This is a genomic window from Enterococcus florum, assembly GCF_004309355.1.
GTDB classification, from domain to species: Bacteria; Bacillota; Bacilli; order Lactobacillales; family Enterococcaceae; genus Enterococcus_A; species Enterococcus_A florum.
The window spans coordinates 49,568-71,584 of the sequence record NZ_BJCC01000001.1 but is presented as its reverse complement, the minus strand read 5'-3'; the positions used below and the strand labels follow the sequence as shown (position 1 = coordinate 71,584).

Here is a 22,017-nt window from a genome sequence, read left to right as displayed (position 1 = left end):
GGCAAAGGAGCGAAAAAAACTATGAAACAAGGAATTCATCCAGAATATCATCCAGTTGTATTTATGGACTCAACAACAGGTTTCAAATTCTTGTCTGGTTCTACTAAGTATTCACAAGAAACTGTTGAATGGGAAGATGGAAATACGTACCCGGTAATCCGTGTCGAAGTTACTTCCGATTCTCATCCATTCTATACTGGACGTCAAAAATTCACTCAGGCAGACGGACGTGTCGATCGTTTCAACAAGAAATACGGTCTCAAAGACGCCAACGCAGAGGAAAAATAAAGATTCTGTTCAAACAGACTTTAACGAGCTTCCTATTATGGGAGGCTCGTTTTTTGAATGTGATGGAAATTGATTCATGAATAGGACATAAGCACAAGAAGAAGGTATTCTTCCTGTGCTTATTTATTTTGCTCCATGCGAAAAGCTTTTGGGGAAACACCAACTTTTTTCTTGAAGAGGTAGCTGAAATAATTTGGATCATTATAGCCAATCTCAAAGGCAATCGCAGTGATCAGCAGGTCGGTTTCCTTTAATAGTTCTTTGGCGTGATTTAGCCGAATCTCTGTTAGCGCATCGATAAAGGTTTTCCCTTTTGTTTGAGAGAAAAGAGTACTTAGATAGGTCAGGCTGACACTAGCATTATCGGCAGCGGCTTGTAGAGATAAATTTGGATCTGAATAATTTTCCAAAATTTCTTTGTACACAGCGGTAACCACTGGATGCTCTTGTTCCTTTTTCTGATAACTTTTTTCTTTTACCCCATTCTTGATCGCTGTCAGCAGGACTTCCAGCAGGAGGCGGTAGACGGAAGGGGTATTACTGATCAAGACGAGGTCGGATTCTTGATATTCTGCCAAGATTTTTTTTCCTTGGTTAGTATCTAGCTTTTTCAAGAAATTCATCAAGTATTGGGCAACTTGATAGGCGTAGGAGGAAGAGAAGCCTTTTTCCGTTTCTAAACCTTGTAAAATTGCACTGATTGATTCTGTTACTTGAAAATCCTGATTGAGATTAAGCAAAGTTTTATCGGGCAAAACAAATCTCGCGTCTTCAATGTTAGCTGAGTCTGCAAGCCGAATAATTTTTCCGCTGAATGGTTCAAGGTTGTCGATGGCAAATTGCTGCGTGACAAGCAAATGATTGCGAAGCTCCGTCAGGCGATTGGAGGTATTGCCAATCGCAATGACAAAGGCGGATTCCTCGATGCTTTGAAGTTCATATTGTAAAATATCAGCAGCATAATAGGCCTTGTCCATGGATTTTGCTTCTGTTGGACCGCTTACTAGCCCCTTGATCGTCAGCGTATCATAGATGACTGACAGAACACTTTTATCGGAGCCGAAGATTTCATGGAAACGCAGGATCAAGTGTTGATAGTTTTGCTCATTCAAATGCTGTTGCGGTAGTTTGACGTAAAGCGCGGTTAGATATTGTCCTAATAAGTTGAAGTTGAGTTTTTCCTGTCGTTCAATTAATTCACTAGGTTTGTAGCCGCTTTTTTCTAAATGATGGAAAAAATGTTCCTTATAGTATTCGAAGTGCAGTATTTTATTTTTTTGGTCTGGCTGTTTTTGCCGTTCGAGCTCTTGTTGGATCTGCTTTTGTGAGGCCATGATGGCGCTGGTCAGCTCGTTCGTAGTCACGGGTTTGGTGATATAGGAATCGACACCGATGGTGATGGCTTCTTGGGAATAAGCAAAATTATCATAGCCGCTGATGATGATTACGTGAAGCCATGGCAGCATTTCTTTGGCGTAACGAGCAAGGTCTAATCCGTTCATGAAGGGCATCCGAATATCTGTCAAAAGTAAATCCGGTTTTAATTCCTGCATCATGGAAAGAGCCATGTCCCCGTCACTGGCTTCGCCGACAAATTGAACCTCGCCTTCTTTTTCCAATTTAGCGAGTTGTTTGCGCAAGGATAAGCGAATGATTTCTTCATCTTCTGCAATAAACACTTTAAGCATCTTCGTTCCCCATTTCTTGAAAGGCATCTGTTTGAAGCGGCAAAATAATCGTAACGATCGTTCCTTGATTTTCTTGACTTGCCAGTTTCAGCTCAGCGGTCTCGCCAAAATAAAGACGCAATCTGCGATAAATATTATATAGTCCATACCCACCTGATACACCGGTAGGATCCAGTTCTCGGATATTCTTTTGTAACGTTTCAATTTGCTGAGGAGACATCCCCACACCATTGTCTGTGACTTCAAAAACTAAACGCTGGTCCTGTTGGCTGCCATTGACTTGGATCAGTCCGCGTCGACGACTGTGCTTGATCCCATGATACATCGCATTTTCTACGATTGGCTGCAGAATCATTTTGAGCATTTTGACTGTCTCGATTTTTGGATCGATCGTGATTTCGTACTCCATGATCGACCCGTAGCGTGTTTTTAAAATTTGCAGATAGCTTTTGACATGTTCGATCTCTTGTTGGACTGTAACCCAATCGTTGCCGTTGTTTAGAGTCAGCTTAAAGAAATTCGACAGAGCTAAAGTTGTTTCGACTACACGTTCAGGCTCATCTAACTCAGACAAGGTAATGATCGCATCTAGACTGTTATAAATAAAATGTGGAGTGATTTGGGCTTGCAATGCTCTTAATTCAGCTTTTGCGATCGCTTGTTGTTTACGATCGTTTTGCTCTAACAAGGCTTTGATCTGCGTCGTCATCTGATTGACTTCAGAGGATAAAATATCGAATTCAACGATCTCAGAGCTTTCTACTTGAGTGTTCAAGTTTCCTTTCGAAACTTCAGAAAGTGAGGTCAAAAGTTTATCCATCGGGACTTTTATTCGCGCATTTAAGTTCTTTTTATTTCGACTGATAATGATGACAAGGACGATTACTAAGCAAATTTCTAAAAATATCAAAATGATAATGGTTTGAAAAATTTGATTGCTCTTCTTATTGGAAAGATTGATTTCACCGGTTACAAATTCTTGCAGTGTATCCTTTAATAGAACATTAACGTTTCGGATCTCAACGAGAATCGCTTCGCTGTCTCTGACCGGCTTTTCCACCTTGATATTCTTTTTGATGGTATTCACATAATGCAGATCGGTATCCAAAATACGTATAGCCACATCTAATGTTTGCTGCTGATCGAAAGACGAAGAACTGTCCTTCAATTTATCTAATTCTTTTTGATAATGCAAGATCACCTCTGTCGGATCCTGCATTTTTGTCGGCTTGCCGGTGATCAAATAAAAGACCGAATTATCGATTTTTACCGCCATTTCAGAATTGAGCTTGTTGACATCATTAATATTCTCAATTGACTGTCGATATTGAAAAATGTTCACCATAAAAAAAATACTGATCAGAACCATCGGCATAATGGCTAAGAGGATCACCAGCTTATAATGATAATCTAAAGTGTTTCCGATACTTATCCGCTTCATGATCAATATCCTCGCTCCTCGATATTCGTTAAATCGGAATATTCGGAGAACACGCGCCCTGTCGTGAAATTTTCTTTTGGAACATCTTTTTCATCCAATATTGCAGTGACGACTTGAAAGAGTTTTTCTCCCATGTTGGGATCACATTCGATCACGCAATTGATTTTTCCGGCTTTCAACAGATCGATCGCGCTTTGCTGACCATCAACGCTGCAAATCGTGATATCCCTGCCTGGTTTGATGTCGGTTTCTTCTAAATAAGAAACAACGCCATCTGCCATATCATCATTGTGGCAATAAATCACATCCACTTGTTTGAGATCATGAGATTTTGCTACATTTTTAATGGCTTCTCGACCTTTTGAGAGCATAAAATCTCCATGAACTGAAGCGACAATTTTAAAACGCGGATCATCCTTCAATCCTTCAACTAGCCCCTCGTGTCGGCTGATTGCGGGCGAGGCATCTACACTGCCTTGGATCTCGACGACATTGATCGGTGCCGGAGCGTCTTTAAATTTCTTCTTTAAGAAGTCGGCCGTTTGGATTCCTTGGATCGGAACGTCCGGCCCAACGAATGTCTTGAATAGGTACGCATCTTCCTTTGAAACCAATCGATCACTGATGACTACAGGGATATTAGCATCAGCGGCTTCTTCCAAAACATGTCTCCAGCCTGTTTCCACGATCGGGGTTAGAATAATCAAGTCCACACGTGAGGCGATGAAGGAACGGACATCTTTGATCTGTTCCACCTGACTTTGATTCGCATTTTCGTAAATGATCTTATAGTTCGCTTTTTTGCCAGCTTCTAAGACCGATTGGGTGTTGCGTTCCCGCCAAGAACTTTCTGCACCGATCTGTGAGAAGCCGATTACATACTGTTTTTTTTCTTTCTCTGAGTTGGAGTTTCTTCCAGAACAGCCAGTCAAAAGTAAAAGCACTAACACTAAAAACGAAACCCTTTTCATTTTTTCGGTTCCTCCTCATGTCCCAATCATTTCCTATTTATATTGTATGAAAAAAAATAAACCAAAGATAGCGTATCGAAAATATTTATAGACACTCCCTAAAAATAATCAAGGTGCTTTTTGAATCATTTCTTAGGTCGGTGAAATCTGCTGAATAATTTAAAGAAAATCTCCATAAATGATTCGTGGTAGCGTTTTCAAACTCGTTATATGATTGACTCATCAAAAGAAAAGCGAGGGAAAATGCATGAAGAAGAAAAAATTGGTCAGCGTGTTTTTGTCACTTACGATCCTTGGTACATTGTTAACCGGGTGCGGCGGCGGAGGAGAGGCCTCTGAGGACTCAGGTACGAAAAAAGGAAAAGATGAAAAAATCACGATTGGTTTTTCTCAGTTGGGGGCAGAGAGCCAATGGCGGACGGCCAATACAAAATCAGTTCAAGATGCAGCGGAAAATGATCCAGAAGTCACCTTAAAATTTTCTGACGCGCAGCAAAAACAGGAAAATCAAATCTCAGCAATTCGTAATTTCATTCAACAAGGTGTCGATGTGATCGCGGTAGCGCCCGTGGTAGAAACAGGGTGGGAAACAGTCTTAACAGAAGCAAAAGATGCAAACATTCCTGTTTTGATCGTAGACCGTAAGATGAAAGGCAAGAAGATCGATGATTTGTACAATGCCTGGATCGGAACGGATTCGAAAGATGAAGGCGAGCGTGGAATCAAATGGTTAGAAGATCAGATGAAGGCAGATGGTAAGGAAAGCGAACCTTTGAACATCGCACATCTGCAAGGAACGACTGGATCTTCTGCACAAGTTGGTCGGACAGCCGGGATCACTGAAGGTGTAGAAAAGCACAAAAACTGGGAAATTATTGAACAGCAATCAGGCAACTTCACTCGTGCTGAAGGTAAAGAAGTCATGGAAGCCTTCATGAAATCTAACGGCGACAACATCGATGTCCTATTCTCTGAAAACGATGACATGGCTATGGGTGCGATCCAAGCGATCGAAGAAGTCGGAAAAGTACCGGGTAAAGATATCACAGTTATTTCATTTGATGGAACCAATGACGCACTAGAACAAGTCGTCGATGGAAAAATCAATTGTGTCGTAGAATGTAGCCCGCTTTACGGTGAGGATATCATTGAAACAGCGAAGAAATTGGCGAAGGGCGAAAAAGTGAAAAAAGAAGTATTTGTTGAAAACGGCATCTTTGATAGTAAGAACGCAAAAGAAAACTTACCACGACCTTACTAATACTATTAAAGGAATAGAGGTCCCTCTATTCCTTTTTCAACTATCGAAACAGTGTGAATAGGAGGAATCTCAATGGAAAATGAAATCGTTCTTTCCCTAGAGCGTATCTCAAAAGAATTCCCTGGAGTGAAGGCATTAGATAGTGTAAAGATCAATCTCCGCAAGGGCGAAGTACATGCCTTGATGGGAGAAAACGGCGCTGGAAAATCAACAATGATCAAAGTGATGACAGGTGTTTATCCCAAAACCAGCGGTACAATCTCGTTGAATGGAGAAACGATCGAACCACAAACACCACAAGAAGCACAGGAGGCAGGTATCAGTACGGTCTATCAGGAAATCAACTTGTGTCCGAATTTGACGGTCGCAGAAAATATCTATATCGGTCGCCAACCGAAAAAGCTAGGCAAGATCGATTGGAAAAAGATGAATCTTGACGCGAAGAAATTATTGGAAACATTGAAAATCGATGTGGATGTCACACAAACATTGGATAGCTACTCCGTATCGATCCAGCAGATGATCGCGATCGCACGAGCAGTAGATATGTCATCAGGTGTTTTGATTTTAGATGAACCAACATCTAGTTTGGACGGTAATGAGGTTGAGCAATTATTTGGAATCATTCGCGAGTTGAAAAAAAATGGCATGGCAATATTATTTGTTACTCACTTTTTAGATCAAGTGTACGCGATATCTGATCGCATCACGGTGTTGCGGAATGGTCGTTGGATCGGTGAATATTTAGCAAGTGAATTGTCTCAGATCGATTTGGTTACGAAAATGATTGGACAAGAATTCAAAGATGAAAATTCACGAGCTTTTAGAAAATCGAACGAATATCCGCAAACGACTTTTGTCCAAATGAAGGAAGTGACCAAAAAAGGAGTGATTAGCGATTTCTCCATGAATATACGCGAGGGAGAAGTTCTTGGTCTAGCAGGCTTATTAGGATCTGGTCGAAGTGAAGTTGCCGAGCTGTTGTTTGGTGCGCAGGAATTTGATGATGGGGTGCTCTATATCGACAACAACCATATCAAAAAAATGTTTCCGCAAAAGGCAATCAAAGAAAATATCGGTTTTTGTTCTGAAGATCGCAAAGTTTCTGGAATTTTAGCCGATCTGAGTATCCGTGAAAATATCATTGTTTCCCTACAGGCAAAACACGGTTGGAAACGAATCGGCTTCAAGGAACAACAAGAAATCGCCGAACAATATATTGACCTGCTGAATATCAAAACACCGGATGCAGATAAAAAAGTAGGCGAACTTTCCGGTGGGAATCAGCAAAAGGTTTTGTTGGCTCGTTGGCTGGTAACAAAGCCGAAGCTCTTGATCTTAGATGAGCCCACCAGGGGTATCGACATCGGTTCTAAACGAGAGATCGAGAGTCTGATCCTATCTCTTTCCAGAAAAGGTATGTCGATTCTATTCATCTCTTCCGAATACGAAGAAATGGTTCGCTGCTGTGATCGAATCATCGTGTTGAGGGATCGTCTTTCAGTAGCTGAATTAACCGAAGAAGCCATTTCTGAAAATAATATTATGAGTGCTATTGCTGGGGAGGTATTTTGATGGAAAAACTCAAAGGATTGTTAAAGCGTAAAGAGTTATGGGCGGTCGTCGGGTTACTGCTGATTTTGCTGTTCAACCTGATCTTTTCACCGAACTTTTTCAAACTGTCAATCAATAACGGACATTTGTATGGCAGTATGATTGACGTACTGAACCGTGGAGCTTCTCTAGTGATCGTCTCCATCGGGATGTGTCTAGTGATCGCCAGTCGTGGGATCGATATCTCAGTCGGATCGGTCAATGCACTAGGAGCAATGGTCGCTGCCTACTTGCTGACGATCGGAACGCCAGTCGTGGCGGCGATTGCTTCTGGATTGTTGATCGGTTGCTTATGCGGTTTGTGGAATGGCTTCCTAGTAGCCAAGCTGAACATTCAGCCAATGATCGCTACGCTAATTTTAATGACGGTTGGTCGCGGATTCGCGCAGATTATTTCCGGCGGTGAGATTTTAACATTGGGTAAAACCTCCTATTCTTTTATTGGCCGTGGGTATTTCTTAGGATTGCCATTCCCGACAATCTTGATGGGTTTGATCGTTCTCTTTGTCTATCTGCTAACTAGAAGGACTTCATTAGGTTTATCGATCGAATCAGTCGGGATCAATGAACAATCTGCTCGTTATGCGGGAATCAATACGCGCCAAGTTTTATGGATCTGCTACATCATCTGCGGAGTGCTGGCAGCCTTGAGCGGAATGATGGATAGTGCAAATGTCTCCAGTGCCGATGGAAATAATAATGGTTTAATGCTGGAACTGGATGCGATTTTGGCTGTTGTATTAGGTGGAACCTCAATGGATGGTGGGAAATTCTATCTCGGCGGAACAGTGGTCGGTGCTCTATTCATCCAGACGTTGAGTACGACGATTTTTACCTTTGGAATTCCTTCAGAAACGATTATGGTGGTCAAAGCGATCGTAGTCATCTTTGTCGTACTGCTTTCTTCAGAGCGAATGAAGGAGTGGTCGACAGCAATGAAGCAGAAACGGAAAGCGGGTGTCTCTGTTGAAAATTAAAATTGGTAATCTGAATGTTCCATTGCTGGCTTCTATCGGGATTTTCTTGCTCTTGTTTTTAGCCGGATCCATTATGTATCCCAGCTTTTTATCCTTACGAGTCGTTTTAAATCTGTTCATCAATAATGCTCATTTGATCGTATTAGCCTGCGGGATTTGTTTCCCTATTTTGACTGGCGGTATTGATTTGTCCGTCGGTGCAGTGATTGCTATGACCTCGATGATCGCAGCTGCCTTACTAAAAAGTGGAATGAATGCCTTTCTAGTGATTGCTCTTTGTTTGGTTGTCGGTGCGGTCTTTGGCACAGTCCAAGGCTTCCTGATCCAGTATTTCAGAATGCATCCATGGATTGTTACACTTGCTGGAATGTTCTTTGCTCGTGGGGTGTGCTACCTGATTTCAATCGAGTCGATTCCGATCACAAACGATACTTTTTACGAACTCTCGCAATTTAAAGTCTATTTGTTGCCGGGCTACTTTATTTCTCTCAATGTGTTGATCGCGATTCTTTTCGTTCTTGTTTGTATCTATCTATCAAAATATACGCAATTCGGTCGTACGGTCTATGCAATGGGTGGGAATATGCAATCAGCAATGCTGATGGGATTGTCCGTGGGTCGAACAAAAATAATGATTTATTCATTAAGCGGCTTTGCTTCTTCATTAGCGGGCGTCATGTTCAGCTTTTACACATTATCAGGTTATGGATTGCATGCTCAAGGCCTAGAAATGGATGCGATCGCAGCCTGTGTAATCGGTGGTGTATTGCTGACAGGCGGTGTCGGTTCTCTGATCGGACCGGTCATTGGTGTCTTGATTACGGGTGTGATTCGGACGATGGTCGATTTTCAAGGCACGCTCAGCTCATGGTGGACAAAGATTTTTGTCGGCTTACTGATGCTTCTATGTATCGTAATGCAAGTGGCGATCGTCAACCGCGACAAACGAACTAAAGCCAAAAGGAAACCAAAAGAGGAGGGTGTGGAAGAGCAGGTTGATGTAGTGGTGTAATTGAATGAAATGATTGTATAGCTGCTAACGAGTTCCCTGATTGGGACGCTCGTTTTTTTGTTCGCCCAGCTTACAGGCTCAAGTCCCGAGCGTTTCCGAGTGACAGAAAATGCATAGTCAGAGGCAAAGGTGTTCATCGTGAGCAGGAATATGAAGGAAGTTCGATACAAATATCTGGGTCGCGGTTTGTGCAATATCAGTTGTCACAAAATTTTCGTAAAACACACAATACGGTCTCAAAGACGGCAACGCTGGAGAGTAATAAAAACAGTCATCAGACAATGTTTAACAGATTTCTCAATTAGGAGATGCCCTTTTTGGTCTTTTACCACCATTACACAGAGGTCTTCTCTAGCTGAAAAGCGCCTCTTTAAACTGTCAATTTCAACTTTTGGTTGACGTTACTTGTGAAATAAAGCTATTATTAAAAAGAAAAGATCGAATGAAAAGAGGTGCAGGATGAGTCATTTGCCAAACCATGAAACTGGTGCTCTGGTAAAGCGGATCAATCGAATTGAAGGACAGCTGGGCGGGATCAAAAAGATGATCGTTGAAGAACAGCCGTATGATGAAATCATCATTCAGTTAAATTCGGCCCGTTCCGCTATCCAAACGATCAGCAAACTGCTGCTGGAGGCACAGGCGGACCATTCGTTGATGAATGTTGCTGATGGAGAGTCATTGGACAATGAAATGAAAAAGCTGCAGAAGGTCATCAAACAATACAATCGAATGAATTAAAACAGTTGACGAAGGTGTTGCCAGAATTCGTCAACTTTTTTTGTGACGTTAAGCAGATACTTTATCAAGCACTCGTTCTTCTCGGACAAAGTTTTTACTCTTTTTATGGAAACGATAAACCAAATAAAGAGAACGGGTATAGAGATCGATGCCAATCGAGAGCCATATTCCGGCAATCCCCCAACCTAAAACCTGTCCAAAAACAACCACACCCACGATTCTGATTCCCCACATGCCAACGATCGTACTGTATAACGGTGTTTTTGTATCTCCCATTCCTTGCAGCGACCCTGTAGTGATCAAACTAATGGCTAAACCAGGCTGATTAAAAGCATCGATCCGCAAAGCGACGATGATTTGTTGAATAGCAGCACTATCCTGTGTAAACAAACGAGCAAAAAGCGGCGAACCAAAGAAAAGAATGACTCCTAAGCCGCTCATAAACAGCACTCCGAACTTTGCTGCGAGATAGGCGATCCGGTTTGCTTCTGAAAAATGGTTTGCACCAACAGCCGATCCTACTAAAGTGGTTGCGGCTGTAGCAAGCCCATATGCGGGCATGTAAACAAAGCTTTCGATATTGCCGGCAATCGAGTGTGCGGCAAAAGTTTTGGCACCAATCACAACGATCAGCCCAAAATAGATCACTTGTCCGAGGCGCATCACTAATCGTTCAAGCGCAGCGGGGATAGATAGTTGAATCAAAGGTCGATAATCACTCATTCTGAACAAAGAGTGCCGCTCAAAAGCCAATTCCGTCTGCTGTATCTTTTTAAACAGTAGACAGCATCCAAGAATTCTTGAAAGAACAGTTCCGATAGCTGTCCCTAAAATTCCCAACTCTGGAAAGGGACCAATCCCAAAGATCAATAGATAATCGATCACTATATTCATTAAGTTGACAAGAATACTGATTTTCATAGGCGATGTCGTGTCTCCGATGGCGCGAAGAACACTGCCAAAAACAGTCAATAAAGAAAGAAAGATGGCAGAGCCGCCTACAACGACAAAGAAAGTCAATCCATAGTGCAGAACATCTTTACTGACTCCCATGAGAAGTAAGATCGTGCGGCCAAAGCCAATGGTGACGAGTCCGAAAAGCAGTCCGATGACTGCTGCTAGCACGGTAGACTGACGAGCAGTTTTTGCGGCTTCTTTAACTGTTCCAGCACCAATATTCCGTGCAATCAAAGAAGAGGCCCCAACACTGAGCGCTATAAAGATCGCCAAATAGACATTTAGGGCAGAGTTCGCGACACCGACCGCAGTAACTGCCATTAAACCAATTTTTGACACCATCAAGGTATCAATAAAACCTACTAATGTTTGTAATAAATTTTCGATTGTAGCTGGGATAGCCAATTTTAGGATTTTTTTCTCTGTCGAACGTTTCAATGGGATCACCTTTCTTAAATAGACCATAGGGGTAGGGGGTATATTAAGGATAGCCGATTCATATCGTTTAGTCAATCTCATCGAAATGCCATCTTAAAACAGCTTTTTTTGATCAAGATGCAGAAAAACAAACAGCACTAGCAGTTGATTATCATCAAATAAAAATAATTAAAAGCGCTAACAAAGATAATAATTTAATTTAATGAGTTTTTGGTTAGAATTAAAAAATATAATGGCGTGAAGACTGTTTGATATCTATAATTTGCTATTATTTTACTTATTATTGAAACTTTTTTGTAATATTTTTTTTATCTCTATGACATATCGCTATGATAGAATGCTTTTGGCGTATGATTGAAACATCATTATGAATCAAGTAATTATTCGGAGGAAGAAGTATTGAAAAAAAGTTTATTATCCGCATTAATGGTGTGTTCTTTGACACTAGCGGCGATTCCAAGTACTGCTTTTGCAGACAACATTGACCAGCAGATCAATCAACAAGATCAAAAGATCAATGATTTGAAAGAACAACAGTCAGATGTTCAAGCTCAGATTAGTCCTTTAGAAGAAGAAATTGCGACTGTGACTGCAAAGGTCAGCGCGCTTGAATCCCAGCAACAACAATTAAATGAAGAAACGTCCCAGCTTCAAGAAACGATTGCAACATTGAAAGTACGAATTGCAAAACGTGAAGAAGCGATCCAAAAACAGGCTCGTAATGTGCAAGTCAATGGACAAAGCACTAGTTATGTTGGCGCTGTTCTAGATGCAGACTCATTTAGTGATGTGGTAGGTCGTGTACGTGCCGTATCAACGATTGTTAGTGCGAATAACGAGCTAGTAGAGCAGCAAAAGCAAGACAAGCAAAAAGTTGAAGAGAAGGTTCAAGAAAACCAAGAAAAAATTGCTGAATTGACTGCTACACAACAGCAGTTAGATCAACAAAAAAATGCGATCGCAAACAAAAAGGCAGAATTAAATGTTTTGAAGGCCAATTTAGCGGCTGAACAAGCAACTGCTGAAAATGATAAAGCGAAACTAAATAAACAAAAAGAAGCGGCTGAAGCAGAACAAGCTCGAATCTTGAAAGAACAACAGGCAGCTGAAAAAGCTCGCCAGGAAGAGAGTGCTCGTCAAGCTGAATTAGCGAAAAAGGCTGAGGCAGCGGCTCAAGAGAGCACAACAAAATCAGAGGAAAACACAGCTAAACCGTCTGAAGCGTCTTCAAACAGCACAGCGACACCAGAAGCACCAGCAAATGAAAATGGTTCTTCAAAACAAGAGTCTGCTCCAGTTATTGATGTAGCGGACAACTCGGATAACCAATCAACGCCAGAACCGATTCCAGCACCGGGCATTGTGACTGGTGGCGGTATCGATCATTCTAATGAAGCAAATGCGTACGCACCAGGCCAATGTACTTGGTATGTGAAACAGGTTGCACCATGGGCTGGACCTTATTGGGGCAATGGCGAGCAGTGGGGAAGATCTGCGCAAGCCGATGGCTATCAGGTGGATGGAACACCTGCTGCAGGTTCGATCGTTGTTTTCGCCGGTGGTCAATCTGTCGGGTCTTGGACTGCAGATCCTGTATACGGGCATGTGGCTTACGTAGAGTCTTACAACGCTGCCAACAATACAATTACCATCTCCCAAGGTGGAATGGGCTTTGCCACACCAATGGGACCAAATCTAGAAACATTGAGTGCATCAGGACTAGCATACATTCATCGTTAATAAAAAGGTCAGTGAATTCAAGATTCACTGGCCTTTTCTTTGTACAAAAAAACTCTATGCTACAGTATATGATTGATGCAGCATAGAGAATGGTTTTATTTTTTTTGAAAAAAAGAACCCCAAAAGCTTCCGGTTAATTGGGCAATGATAAATAAAAAAATCAGTGCAGTCACAACAAAGTAGGGATAAGTCAGATGACGCAGAAAAAAAAGATCCTTTTTTAAAAACGTTAGCAGATAAGACATACCAATATTGAAAAGATTTCCAATCAGCAGGCCTTTCATATGACGGTTTCGGCGAGCATAAAAGCCAATTCCTCCTGCAAGAAGCAATGACACAATGAATCCAAACAAGGAATGCAGATGAAAATCAATCAGTAAAATCAAATGGATATAAGGAATCAAGAAGAAAACATAAATACATTGCTTGAGAATCGGTTTGCTCATTGCCAGGACCTCCCTTGACTCTATCATTCTATATGGTTATTTTATGCTGGTTTTTTTGTTATTTCAATGACGTTTTGACTGTTTCGTATTATAATGAAAAATATCTTATTTTCTTTTCAAAGAACTGCCAGAAGATTAACTACGTTTTCTTTGAAGTTTTTGATGAAACGAAAGGACTCTTTTATGAAGAATAAACTTACATATGTGTATTTACTGTTTTGGCTATCGCCGCTCTTAACGTCTCCTTTTCTTTGGTTTGGTGCAACAGTGGAGGATATCGGCATTTTCCGTCCAATCAGAGGAAACGGCATCTTAGTGGCTAAAAATTTCAGCACGCTGGCAATCTTTTACTTTTTGCTGACACTGGCAATGGTCTTGTTTGAGTATACTCGTCGTAGCAGATTTGTGAAAATTGTTATTCTATCTCTCCAAATCGTGTTTTTAAGCTTCTTTTTTATGATTCCTCGGATTATTTTAGGACCCACAGGTTTGTCCCCGTCAGGGTTAAGTGATGTCGACTTTTATAGAGAGACCTATTGGATCTCTGTTCAGCCTGCCTATGTTATTGCGTTGTTGGGACTCGTACTTTCTGTATCTTTCTACTTTATTTTCAATTTTTTGAAAGAAAAGAACTGATAAGTCTTTACTATCAAACGTATTATGATAATATGATTAAAAATGGAGGGGTTATATGAATAAACTAGCAAACCGTTTTAACAAGCACGTTTACGAAGTTGCCGTCTCATTGATCCGGCAATTTGATGAGCAGGTTTCCAGCATTCCCGATATTCTGAAGCTGACCTTGGGTGAACCGGATTTCAATACACCTGAGCATATCAAAGGAGCTGGTTCTCAAGCAATCAAGGATAATTACAGTCATTATACAGGGATGTCCGGACTTTTGGATGTACGTGAAGCCGCCAGCCGATTTGTTCAGGAAAAATACGGCGTCAGCTATCAACCGTTATCAGAGGTTTTAGTAACTGTTGGTGCAACAGAAGCGATAGCCGCCAGCTTGTTGGCCATTTTAGAGCCAGGCGATAAGGTGCTTTTACCAGCGCCTACTTACCCGGGATATGAGCCGCTGATTTTACTAGCTGGTGCAGAGCCGGTGTATATTGATACTAGAGAAACGGGCTTTGTATTGACCCCGGAACAAGTGGATCAGGCGATGGCGACACATGGAGAAAAAATCAAGGCCGCAATCATCACTTCGCCATCCAATCCTACAGGGGTGGCTTATAATGATCAGGAGATCCAAGAGTTGGCCGCTGTATTTGAAAAGTACCCGGTTTTCGTGATCAGCGATGAAATTTACAGTGAGTTAAATTATGAAACAGAGCATGTTTCATTTGGAAAATATTTAAGTGAGCAAACGATTTTGATTAACGGCTTGTCCAAATCGCATGCGATGACGGGCTGGCGGATCGGATTCATTTTTGCTCCTGCGGAATTGATCGCACAGATCATCAAAGTTCATCAATATTTGGTCACCGCTGCTTCGACGATCTCCCAAAAGGCTGCTGTTCGAGCGTTGATTCAAGGGATCGCTGATGGGGAAGTGATGCGGGAAGAGTATAAATTGCGCAGGGATTATCTATATGAAGCGATGAATAAACTAGGTTTTGAAATCGCACGACCATCTGGTGCGTTTTATCTATTTGCTAAAATTCCCGAGGGCTTTGAAACAGATTCAATGGCTTTCTGCTTGGATCTTGCTCAAAAGAATCAGCTGGCCGTGATTCCTGGGATCGCCTTTGGTCCAGAAGGAGAAGGCTATATTCGCTTGAGTTATGCGGCATCGATGCCTCAATTGGAGGAAGCAGTCAAACGCTTGACTGCCTATATGTCTAAATAGCCTTTTGGTATTCAGAGTGTTTATGTACATGCTAAACTGTACATAGACACTTTTTTTGGAGGCGATCACCATGAATTATCAAGAAATACTGCGATTTTGGTTTGAAGAATGTGAACCAGAACAATGGTTCAAAAAGGATCAGGCATTTGATGAAATCATACGCGTGCGTTTTTCCGAGATTCACCAAAAAGCGACGATGGGGGAGTTGGCGGAATGGCGTTCAACGGTCGAGGGAAGGCTGGCGGAAATCATTGTATTAGATCAGTTTTCTCGAAATTTATACCGCGGCGATTCCAAGTCTTTTGCTTTTGACGGCATGGCGCTGGTCCTAGCCCAAGAGGCGATTAGCCATACACCGATCGACCAGCTGACGGTTCAGCAAAGGAGTTTCCTTTACATGCCTTTTATGCATTCAGAATCGTTGATGATTCACGAAACAGCACTGAGATTATTTGCTGAAGAGGGAATGGAGGAAAACTTGATATTTGAACAGCGGCATCAACGGATCATCGCGCGCTTTGGACGTTACCCGCATAGAAATGACGTACTGGGAAGAACGACAACTAAAGAAGAGCAAGCCTTTCTGTTAGAGCCCAATTCTTCCTTTTAAGTGCCTTTTTCTAAAGCCTGGCTTTTCATATAGCATAAAAAGAAAATCAGCTTTACGGAAAATTTACAGAGCTTTACCTTTCATTTACATCAATCCTATGGAAGCTTAACATTGCTTTTGTATAGTCGTTGTGTACTAATCCTACAAAGACTATTCATAAGGAGTGTTTTAATTGAAAAAAATCTTTGCAACCTTGGTTCTTTCGACTCTTTTACTGGCCGGCTGTGGTGGACAAGGAGCTACTGACGGATCTTCATCCAATGCTGGGTCCGGAGATGCTGCAAAAATCACAGCAGTCGGGTCTACGGCTTTACAGCCTTTAGTTGATGCAGCACAGGAAAACTATACACAAGAACATCCCAACGTTCAAATCTCCGTTCAGGGCGGGGGCAGCGGTACAGGGTTGAGCCAAGTGTCGGCAGGTGCTGTTGAGATTGGGAACTCGGATGTCTTTGCAGAAGAAAAAGAAGGCATCGATGCAGAAAAATTAGTGGATCATAAAGTTGCTGTGGTTGGTTTCGCCCCTGTTGTCAATAAAGATACGGGAGTGGAAGATATCACCAAGGAACAATTGGTTGATATTTTCACTGGTAAAATCACCAACTGGAAAGATGTTGGCGGAAAAGATCAGGAGATCGCTGTCATCAATCGTGCCAACGGTAGCGGTACTCGTGCATCCTTTGAAAAATGGGCATTAGAAGGTGCCGCACCGATCGATTCTCAGGAACAAGATTCTTCTGGAACTGTGAAGAAAATCGTGGCTGAAACACCTGGAGCGATCAGCTACTTGGCATTGTCGTACATCGATGACAGCTTGACTGCTCTTAAAATCGATGGTGTCCAAGCAACAGCTGAAAATATTGCAGAAAATAAATGGGAAATTTGGTCATACGAGCACATGTATACAAACGGTGAACCTGAGGGTGAATTGGCTGACTTTTTGAAGTACATGACCTCTGAAGATATCCAAGGCGGTGTAGTAAAAGAATTGGGCTATCTGCCGATTACTGATATGAAGATCGAACGAGACGTTGAAGGCAATATCAAATAGACGATACTAAAAAACCAGCAGAATCCTTGAGGTTCTGCTGGTTTTTTGATGGCGGATAGATACTTCGAGTGCATTGTAACTGGTTTTTTGAAAACCAACTCATTCGTGATACCTTGCTAATTGATCGGCAGAGTGACTGTAAAAGTGGACCCTAATTTCGGATGGCTTTCAACAGAAACGGTTCCGCCTAGAATTTCAGTGTATTCTTTGACAATCGCCAATCCCAACCCAGTACCGCCGGAATGGCGACTGCGCGCCCGGTCCACTCGATAAAAGCGCTCAAAAATGCGTTCTTGGTCTTCTTTAGAAATACCGATCCCTGTGTCCGTGATCTTAATCTCTAAAACCTCTTTCACTTTATAAGTAATCACGATATTTTTATGTTCCGGAGAATACTGAATCGCATTTTCCAACAGGTTTTTAAGGATCGGTTGAAAGAAAACTGGTCGTGTCTGATAAAAGACATTTTCTGCGCCAACAACATTGACAGTCAGATCCTTTTTGGTCAATAAATGTTGATAGAATTCCAGCTGTTGCAAAACAAAGTCATGCAATTCGATGGTTTGCAGTTCATCGGATACATGGTCGCTGTCTTTGGATAATTCGATGATATCTTGGATCAAGTGCTGCAAACGAACGGCATCTTTGTGCATAATCGTGAGAAATTCAGTGGTTAATTCAGGGTTTTCTTTTGCACCGTCTAACAAAGTCTCAGTAAAACCGATCAAAGAAGTCACTGGTGTTTTTAATTCATGAGAGACGTTACCGACAAAATCACGCTGGATCTTCTCCAAATGCCGGACATGCGTCAGGTCATAAACAGTGCCCATGATTTGATCACCTGCAGCATTTTCCAAAAAGCGCAGGTGAACATCAAGATTTTTCCTTTGCGGCAATCGAATGGCGATCTCCTGATGGACCTGGCTTTTTTCCACCATAACCTGCTGGATCAGCTGGATCAGCTTGTTGTCCTCGATGACTTGCCAGTAATAATGCTGGGAAGCTCCACCCATTTGCAAAATTTCTTCCATTGTAGGATTGATCATGAAGAATTTTCCATGCTCATCAATGATGAATACTCCGATCATCAGCTCATGAAACAAAGTCTTAAATTGTTCTTCTGTGGTGGTGAAGGCCGCATAGGTATCATGCAGCTGTTCACTCAAATGATTGATCGTTACATAAAGCTCCTGCCATTTGGCAGAATCTTGAAGAACAAAATTGCTCTTTTCCGGCGACTTAACCATACGTTTTAGTACAGGCAGCACGGTTTCTACTGGCCGGTTTCGTTGATAGATCAAGTAGGAAATGCCAAGATACAAGAAAAGATAAAACAGCAGTAAAATGATGAACATGCTTCGTTGGAAATCGGCTGTTTTAGGCGCAAAATTCGAAGTGCTTTTGGCGATCCGAAGCACGCCGATCCGCTGGTTGTTCCTAACGATCGGTTGGGCTGTATAGAGTAATTCCTTTTTCAGCGTCTGACTGTAACGAACGGATGAAGAATAGGTATTATTGGCTAAGACTGCTTGAATCTCAGGCCGATCAGTGCGGCTGCCTGTCAAATCTGGATGGCTGGAGTCAAAAAGGATCGTGCCATCCTGGTTTAACAGCGTGACTCTTTCATCCAGCTCCTTAGCATAATGACTGATCAGCTGGTCATTTTCTTCGCTGTCTAGCGTATCCAAGGAAAACTGGCTGATCAGCAGTTGTCCATTGTTCAAAAGAAATTCTTCTTGCTGGTTGACTAATTCTTTTTGATAAAAACGATTAGCTAGGTTCCAGCTGCCGATAAAAAGAGCCACCATCAGGACAAACAGGAAAAGGTAATCTAGCTTGCGTTTCTTCATGCTTCGGGCACCTGAAATTTATAGCCAAATCCGCGTACCGTCAACAAATATTGCGGATGCTTTGGATCAAGCTCAATTTTTTCTCTCAGATGAGAAACGTGGACGTCCACGATCCGGCTCTGCCCCGAAAAGTCATACTGCCAAATCCGGTCAAGCAGGGTGTCACGGTCAATCACACGGTTTTTTCGTTTCATAAAGTAGATTAACAATTCGAATTCCTTGGGTGTTAATTCGATTCTTTTTCCTCGCACGTTGACTTGATAGTTCGTCAAATCAGCTGCGATTTCTCCAGCGGTCAAGCTCTCGTGAACGATTTCCTCTTGTCGAGGCTCGATCCGGCGGAAAATGGCCTTCATTCTAGCAAGTACCTCTCTCGGGGAAAAAGGTTTGGTCAGATAATCGTCTGCTCCGATCTCAAGGCCTAAAATCCGATCAATAGCATCATCTTTAGCAGTCAGCATCAAGATCGGCGTGTTGTTTTTTTCCTGGCGCAGTTTTTTTGCGATGTCCAGTCCATCCATCGAAGGCAGCATGACATCTAAGATAATAAAATCATACGCATCATTCAGTGCTAGTTCATACCCTTCTTTTCCATCCTCCGCCGACGTGACTGCGTAGCCTTCTTTTTCAAGATTGAAGGTCAGCAAGGTTACGATCGAAGGCTCGTCATCGACGACTAATACACGTTTCATAGCGTTCTCCTTTATTTTAGAATAAAGCTCGGTTAGACTATTTCCTATTATGAATAAATGGTATAATGAGAACGCAGTTTTGTCACTTGTTTTTTGTTAGAATGGGAGAATAATTAAATGATCGGGATCAGCGCCTGTTTGTCCGGTGTCTGTTGTCGCTACGATGGCAACCATAATGAAATTGCGGAGCTGAAACAACTGCTTCAGCAAGAAAAAGCGGTCATTATCTGCCCAGAGGTTTTAGGCGGATTGCCAACACCGCGCTACCCTGCGGAGATCGTTGGGGGAAACGGTTTTGACGTCTGGGAAAATCGAGCCCATGTGATAGATCAGCAGGGAGTCGATGTGACCGAAGCATTTAAAAAGGGAGCAATCGCAGCTTTTCAGAAGCTGAAGGCATTGGATATCCAACAAGTCGTTTTGAAAGAGCGCAGTCCTTCCTGCGGTGTTCGACTGATCTACGATGGCAGTTTTTCTGGTCAACGAATCTCAGGAGCGGGAGTTGCGGCTGCTTATTTTATCAATCAAGGGTTGACTGTTTATTCAGAAGATAACTGGCAAAGACTTGAAACAAGTGGTTTTCAGCAAGAGGAGGGAATCCATGGAAATTGAAAAAACCAATCGAATGAACGGTCTGTTTGAGTTTTATGCGACACTTCTGACAGAAAAGCAGATGAACTATATGGAGCTTTATTATGCGGATGATTTCTCTTTAGGGGAGATTGCAGAAGAATATAGTGTGAGTCGCCAGGCAGTTTATGATAATATAAAACGTACAGAAAAAATTTTAGAAGACTATGAACGGAAGCTGCATTTGTTTTCCGATTACATGGTTCGTGAAGAGCAGCTGGATGAGTTGGCTGAATATGTCAAAGACCATTATCCAAAGGATGAATGTTTGGCATCAGCGATCAAGGAGCTGCAGGACCTAGATGAATAGCAGAAAGGAAATAACGAAGTACAATGGCATTTGAAAATCTAACCGAGCGCCTGCAAGCGGCGATGAGCAAATTACGAAGAAAAGGCAAGGTCACTGAGGCAGACATCACCGAAATGATGCGGGAAATCCGTTTGGCATTGCTGGAAGCCGATGTAAACTTACAAGTAGTCAAACAGTTTACAAAACAAGTCCGAGAACGTGCATTAGGAGCAGAAGTCTTAGAAAGCCTGTCTCCAGCGCAACAGATCGTAAAAATCGTTGATGAAGAGCTGACGAAAACATTAGGATCTGAGACTGTCGGCATTGTAAAATCACCTAAAATCCCAACGGTAATCATGATGGCCGGTCTGCAAGGGGCAGGGAAAACCACCTTTGCTGGAAAACTAGCCAATCACCTGATCAAAACAGAAAAAGCCAGACCATTAATGATCGCAGGCGACGTGTATCGTCCAGCAGCAATCGACCAGTTAAAGGTATTGGGTCAACAGTTGGATGTTCCTGTTTTTGACATGGGCACGGATGTCAGTCCAGTCGAGATCGTTCGTCAAGGGATGGCACTTGCACGTGAGAAGAAAAACGACTATGTATTGATCGATACGGCAGGACGACTGCATATCGACGAAGCGTTGATGGATGAGCTGAAGCAGATCAAGGAAGTTGCCCAGCCGAATGAAATCCTGCTAGTCGTTGATGCAATGACCGGTCAGGATGCAGTCAACGTCGCACAAAGCTTTAATGAGCAGCTGGGAATCACTGGGGTAATCATTACTAAATTGGATGGTGATACACGTGGTGGTGCGGCGCTTTCGATTCGTTCAGTCACCGGAGCACCGATTAAATTCATTGGTTCAGGTGAAAAGTTGACCGACTTGGAGGTTTTCCATCCTGATCGGATGTCCAGCCGAATCCTCGGCATGGGAGATATGCTGACGCTGATCGAAAAGGCTCAGCAGGATTACGATGAAAAGAAAGCGGAAGAACTTGCCCGCAAGATGAAGGAGAACAGCTTCGACTTCAACGATTTTATCGAACAGATGGACCAGGTGATGAATATGGGGCCATTGGAGGACCTGGTCAAAATGATTCCAGGGATGAACCAAATGCCGGGAATCGAGAATCTGAAGGTCGATCCTAAAGATATAGCTCGTAAAAAGGCGATCGTTCAATCAATGACTAAAGCCGAACGAGAAGATCCCACATTATTGAATCCAAGCCGTCGTCGTCGAATCGCTGCCGGTTCTGGGAACAGCGTAGTGGAAGTGAACCGTTTCATCAAACAGTTCAAAGAATCGCAGAAGATGATGCAGCAAATGAGCAAAGGCTCGATGCCGGCTGGCATGGACCAAATGTTCGGTTCAGGCATCAAGGGCAAAATGGGCAAGATGGCGATGAACCGGATGATGAAGAAAAATAAGAAGAAGAGAAAGAAACGGAAGAAGTAA

General features: G+C 42.4%; 21 protein-coding genes. 14 read left to right on the top strand and 7 right to left on the bottom strand.

All coding sequences use genetic code 11. From position 1 onward, the window contains the following. The first annotated feature begins 21 nt into the window (after positions 1-21). Positions 22-288, top strand: coding sequence for a type B 50S ribosomal protein L31 (locus NRIC_RS00380; protein ID WP_146620708.1), 267 nt, complete (start codon positions 22-24; stop codon positions 286-288). A 119-nt stretch (positions 289-407) separates the two neighbouring features. On the opposite strand, the gene NRIC_RS00375 is transcribed toward NRIC_RS00380, so the two are convergent. The 3 genes from NRIC_RS00375 to NRIC_RS00365 are packed head-to-tail and all read right to left on the bottom strand — an operon-like array spanning position 408 to position 4,388. After that, positions 408-1,976 (bottom strand): response regulator transcription factor, encoded by a 1,569-nt coding sequence (locus NRIC_RS00375; protein WP_175579953.1) that lies wholly within the window; start codon positions 1,974-1,976, stop codon positions 408-410. Further along, entirely contained in the window at positions 1,969-3,417 is a 1,449-nt protein-coding gene (locus NRIC_RS00370) for a sensor histidine kinase (protein WP_146620706.1), read from the bottom strand. The genes NRIC_RS00375 and NRIC_RS00370 overlap by 8 nt, the downstream gene beginning before the upstream one ends. Positions 3,418-3,419: 2 nt before the next feature. Next, on the bottom strand, positions 3,420-4,388 hold the full coding sequence (locus NRIC_RS00365; protein WP_146620705.1) for an ABC transporter substrate-binding protein: 969 nt from the start codon (positions 4,386-4,388) through the stop codon (positions 3,420-3,422). Positions 4,389-4,635: 247 nt separating this feature from the next. Between NRIC_RS00365 and NRIC_RS00360 the strand changes: the two genes are divergently transcribed. The 5 genes from NRIC_RS00360 (at position 4,636) to NRIC_RS00340 (ending at position 9,993) form a co-directional block, all read left to right on the top strand. Beyond that, positions 4,636-5,649 carry an ABC transporter substrate-binding protein gene (locus NRIC_RS00360; RefSeq protein ID WP_146620704.1) on the top strand — a complete coding sequence of 338 codons (1,014 nt, stop codon included), beginning with the start codon at positions 4,636-4,638 and terminating at the stop codon, positions 5,647-5,649. Between the two features lie 72 nt (positions 5,650-5,721). Beyond that, positions 5,722-7,224 (top strand): sugar ABC transporter ATP-binding protein, encoded by a 1,503-nt coding sequence (locus NRIC_RS00355; protein WP_146620703.1) that lies wholly within the window; start codon positions 5,722-5,724, stop codon positions 7,222-7,224. Beyond that, the gene (locus NRIC_RS00350; protein WP_146620702.1) at positions 7,224-8,240 is read left to right on the top strand and encodes an ABC transporter permease; all 1,017 of its coding nucleotides are present in this window, start codon (positions 7,224-7,226) and stop codon (positions 8,238-8,240) included. The genes NRIC_RS00355 and NRIC_RS00350 overlap by 1 nt, the downstream gene beginning before the upstream one ends. Continuing rightward, positions 8,230-9,252, top strand: a complete 1,023-nt coding sequence (yjfF, locus tag NRIC_RS00345; protein ID WP_227873692.1) for a galactofuranose ABC transporter, permease protein YjfF — start codon at positions 8,230-8,232, stop codon at positions 9,250-9,252. The genes NRIC_RS00350 and yjfF overlap by 11 nt, the downstream gene beginning before the upstream one ends. A gap of 459 nt (positions 9,253-9,711) precedes the next feature. After that, complete coding sequence (locus tag NRIC_RS00340) at positions 9,712-9,993, top strand: metal-sensitive transcriptional regulator (protein WP_146620701.1); 282 nt, start codon at positions 9,712-9,714, stop codon at positions 9,991-9,993. Positions 9,994-10,041: 48 nt separating this feature from the next. Here NRIC_RS00340 and NRIC_RS00335 read toward each other — a convergent pair whose 3' ends face one another. Continuing rightward, complete coding sequence (locus tag NRIC_RS00335) at positions 10,042-11,469, bottom strand: MATE family efflux transporter (protein WP_146620700.1); 1,428 nt, start codon at positions 11,467-11,469, stop codon at positions 10,042-10,044. 318 nt (positions 11,470-11,787) lie between these two features. Here NRIC_RS00335 and NRIC_RS00330 point away from each other — a divergent pair, with 318 nt between their 5' ends. Then, positions 11,788-13,128: a CHAP domain-containing protein gene (locus tag NRIC_RS00330; RefSeq protein ID WP_146620699.1), complete on the top strand. Its 1,341-nt coding sequence runs from the start codon at positions 11,788-11,790 to the stop codon at positions 13,126-13,128. Positions 13,129-13,223: 95 nt separating this feature from the next. Here the strand turns inward: NRIC_RS00330 and NRIC_RS00325 are convergent, their stop codons facing one another. After that, positions 13,224-13,574 carry a hypothetical protein gene (locus NRIC_RS00325; RefSeq protein ID WP_146620698.1) on the bottom strand — a complete coding sequence of 117 codons (351 nt, stop codon included), beginning with the start codon at positions 13,572-13,574 and terminating at the stop codon, positions 13,224-13,226. A 183-nt stretch (positions 13,575-13,757) separates the two neighbouring features. Here NRIC_RS00325 and NRIC_RS00320 point away from each other — a divergent pair, with 183 nt between their 5' ends. The 4 genes from NRIC_RS00320 (at position 13,758) to NRIC_RS00305 (ending at position 17,093) form a co-directional block, all read left to right on the top strand. Next, positions 13,758-14,210, top strand: a complete 453-nt coding sequence (locus NRIC_RS00320; protein ID WP_146620697.1) for a hypothetical protein — start codon at positions 13,758-13,760, stop codon at positions 14,208-14,210. 55 nt (positions 14,211-14,265) lie between these two features. After that, positions 14,266-15,432: a pyridoxal phosphate-dependent aminotransferase gene (locus tag NRIC_RS00315; RefSeq protein ID WP_146620696.1), complete on the top strand. Its 1,167-nt coding sequence runs from the start codon at positions 14,266-14,268 to the stop codon at positions 15,430-15,432. 70 nt (positions 15,433-15,502) lie between these two features. After that, positions 15,503-16,042, top strand: coding sequence for a DUF924 family protein (locus tag NRIC_RS00310; RefSeq protein WP_146620695.1), 540 nt, complete (start codon positions 15,503-15,505; stop codon positions 16,040-16,042). A gap of 172 nt (positions 16,043-16,214) precedes the next feature. Continuing rightward, a complete protein-coding gene (locus tag NRIC_RS00305; RefSeq protein ID WP_146620694.1) occupies positions 16,215-17,093 on the top strand; it encodes a phosphate ABC transporter substrate-binding protein PstS family protein in 879 nt (292 codons plus the stop codon). A gap of 116 nt (positions 17,094-17,209) precedes the next feature. Here NRIC_RS00305 and NRIC_RS00300 read toward each other — a convergent pair whose 3' ends face one another. Together NRIC_RS00300 and NRIC_RS00295 are read right to left on the bottom strand one after the other, a co-directional pair. Then, a complete protein-coding gene (locus NRIC_RS00300) occupies positions 17,210-18,943 on the bottom strand; it encodes a sensor histidine kinase (protein ID WP_146620693.1) in 1,734 nt (577 codons plus the stop codon). Beyond that, positions 18,940-19,635, bottom strand: coding sequence for a response regulator transcription factor (locus NRIC_RS00295; protein ID WP_146620692.1), 696 nt, complete (start codon positions 19,633-19,635; stop codon positions 18,940-18,942). Before NRIC_RS00295 ends, NRIC_RS00300 begins: the two co-directional genes overlap by 4 nt. A 117-nt stretch (positions 19,636-19,752) precedes the next feature. On the opposite strand from NRIC_RS00295, the gene NRIC_RS00290 reads away from it, so the two are divergent. The 3 genes from NRIC_RS00290 to ffh are packed head-to-tail and all read left to right on the top strand — an operon-like array spanning position 19,753 to position 22,017. Continuing rightward, positions 19,753-20,247 (top strand): 2-thiouracil desulfurase family protein, encoded by a 495-nt coding sequence (locus NRIC_RS00290; RefSeq protein ID WP_146620691.1) that lies wholly within the window; start codon positions 19,753-19,755, stop codon positions 20,245-20,247. Further along, positions 20,237-20,575 (top strand): putative DNA-binding protein, encoded by a 339-nt coding sequence (locus NRIC_RS00285; protein WP_146620690.1) that lies wholly within the window; start codon positions 20,237-20,239, stop codon positions 20,573-20,575. The genes NRIC_RS00290 and NRIC_RS00285 overlap by 11 nt, the downstream gene beginning before the upstream one ends. Positions 20,576-20,598: 23 nt before the next feature. Next, complete coding sequence (gene ffh, locus NRIC_RS00280) at positions 20,599-22,017, top strand: signal recognition particle protein (protein WP_146620689.1); 1,419 nt, start codon at positions 20,599-20,601, stop codon at positions 22,015-22,017.

Excerpts from the sequence above, each read along its gene's own strand:
- NRIC_RS00380 (WP_146620708.1), top strand. The coding sequence starts at position 22 with ATGAAACAAGGAATTCATCCAGAATATCATCCAGTTGTATTTATGGAC.
- NRIC_RS00375 (WP_175579953.1), bottom strand. The coding sequence starts at position 1,976 with ATGCTTAAAGTGTTTATTGCAGAAGATGAAGAAATCATTCGCTTATCC.
- NRIC_RS00370 (WP_146620706.1), bottom strand. The coding sequence starts at position 3,417 with ATGAAGCGGATAAGTATCGGAAACACTTTAGATTATCATTATAAGCTG.
- NRIC_RS00365 (WP_146620705.1), bottom strand. The coding sequence starts at position 4,388 with ATGAAAAGGGTTTCGTTTTTAGTGTTAGTGCTTTTACTTTTGACTGGC.
- NRIC_RS00360 (WP_146620704.1), top strand. The coding sequence starts at position 4,636 with ATGAAGAAGAAAAAATTGGTCAGCGTGTTTTTGTCACTTACGATCCTT.
- NRIC_RS00355 (WP_146620703.1), top strand. The coding sequence starts at position 5,722 with ATGGAAAATGAAATCGTTCTTTCCCTAGAGCGTATCTCAAAAGAATTC.
- NRIC_RS00350 (WP_146620702.1), top strand. The coding sequence starts at position 7,224 with ATGGAAAAACTCAAAGGATTGTTAAAGCGTAAAGAGTTATGGGCGGTC.
- NRIC_RS00340 (WP_146620701.1), top strand. The coding sequence starts at position 9,712 with ATGAGTCATTTGCCAAACCATGAAACTGGTGCTCTGGTAAAGCGGATC.
- NRIC_RS00335 (WP_146620700.1), bottom strand. The coding sequence starts at position 11,469 with ATGAGATTGACTAAACGATATGAATCGGCTATCCTTAATATACCCCCT.
- NRIC_RS00325 (WP_146620698.1), bottom strand. The coding sequence starts at position 13,574 with ATGAGCAAACCGATTCTCAAGCAATGTATTTATGTTTTCTTCTTGATT.
- NRIC_RS00320 (WP_146620697.1), top strand. The coding sequence starts at position 13,758 with ATGAAGAATAAACTTACATATGTGTATTTACTGTTTTGGCTATCGCCG.
- NRIC_RS00315 (WP_146620696.1), top strand. The coding sequence starts at position 14,266 with ATGAATAAACTAGCAAACCGTTTTAACAAGCACGTTTACGAAGTTGCC.
- NRIC_RS00310 (WP_146620695.1), top strand. The coding sequence starts at position 15,503 with ATGAATTATCAAGAAATACTGCGATTTTGGTTTGAAGAATGTGAACCA.
- NRIC_RS00300 (WP_146620693.1), bottom strand. The coding sequence starts at position 18,943 with ATGAAGAAACGCAAGCTAGATTACCTTTTCCTGTTTGTCCTGATGGTG.
- NRIC_RS00295 (WP_146620692.1), bottom strand. The coding sequence starts at position 19,635 with ATGAAACGTGTATTAGTCGTCGATGACGAGCCTTCGATCGTAACCTTG.
- NRIC_RS00290 (WP_146620691.1), top strand. The coding sequence starts at position 19,753 with ATGATCGGGATCAGCGCCTGTTTGTCCGGTGTCTGTTGTCGCTACGAT.
- NRIC_RS00285 (WP_146620690.1), top strand. The coding sequence starts at position 20,237 with ATGGAAATTGAAAAAACCAATCGAATGAACGGTCTGTTTGAGTTTTAT.
- ffh (WP_146620689.1), top strand. The coding sequence starts at position 20,599 with ATGGCATTTGAAAATCTAACCGAGCGCCTGCAAGCGGCGATGAGCAAA.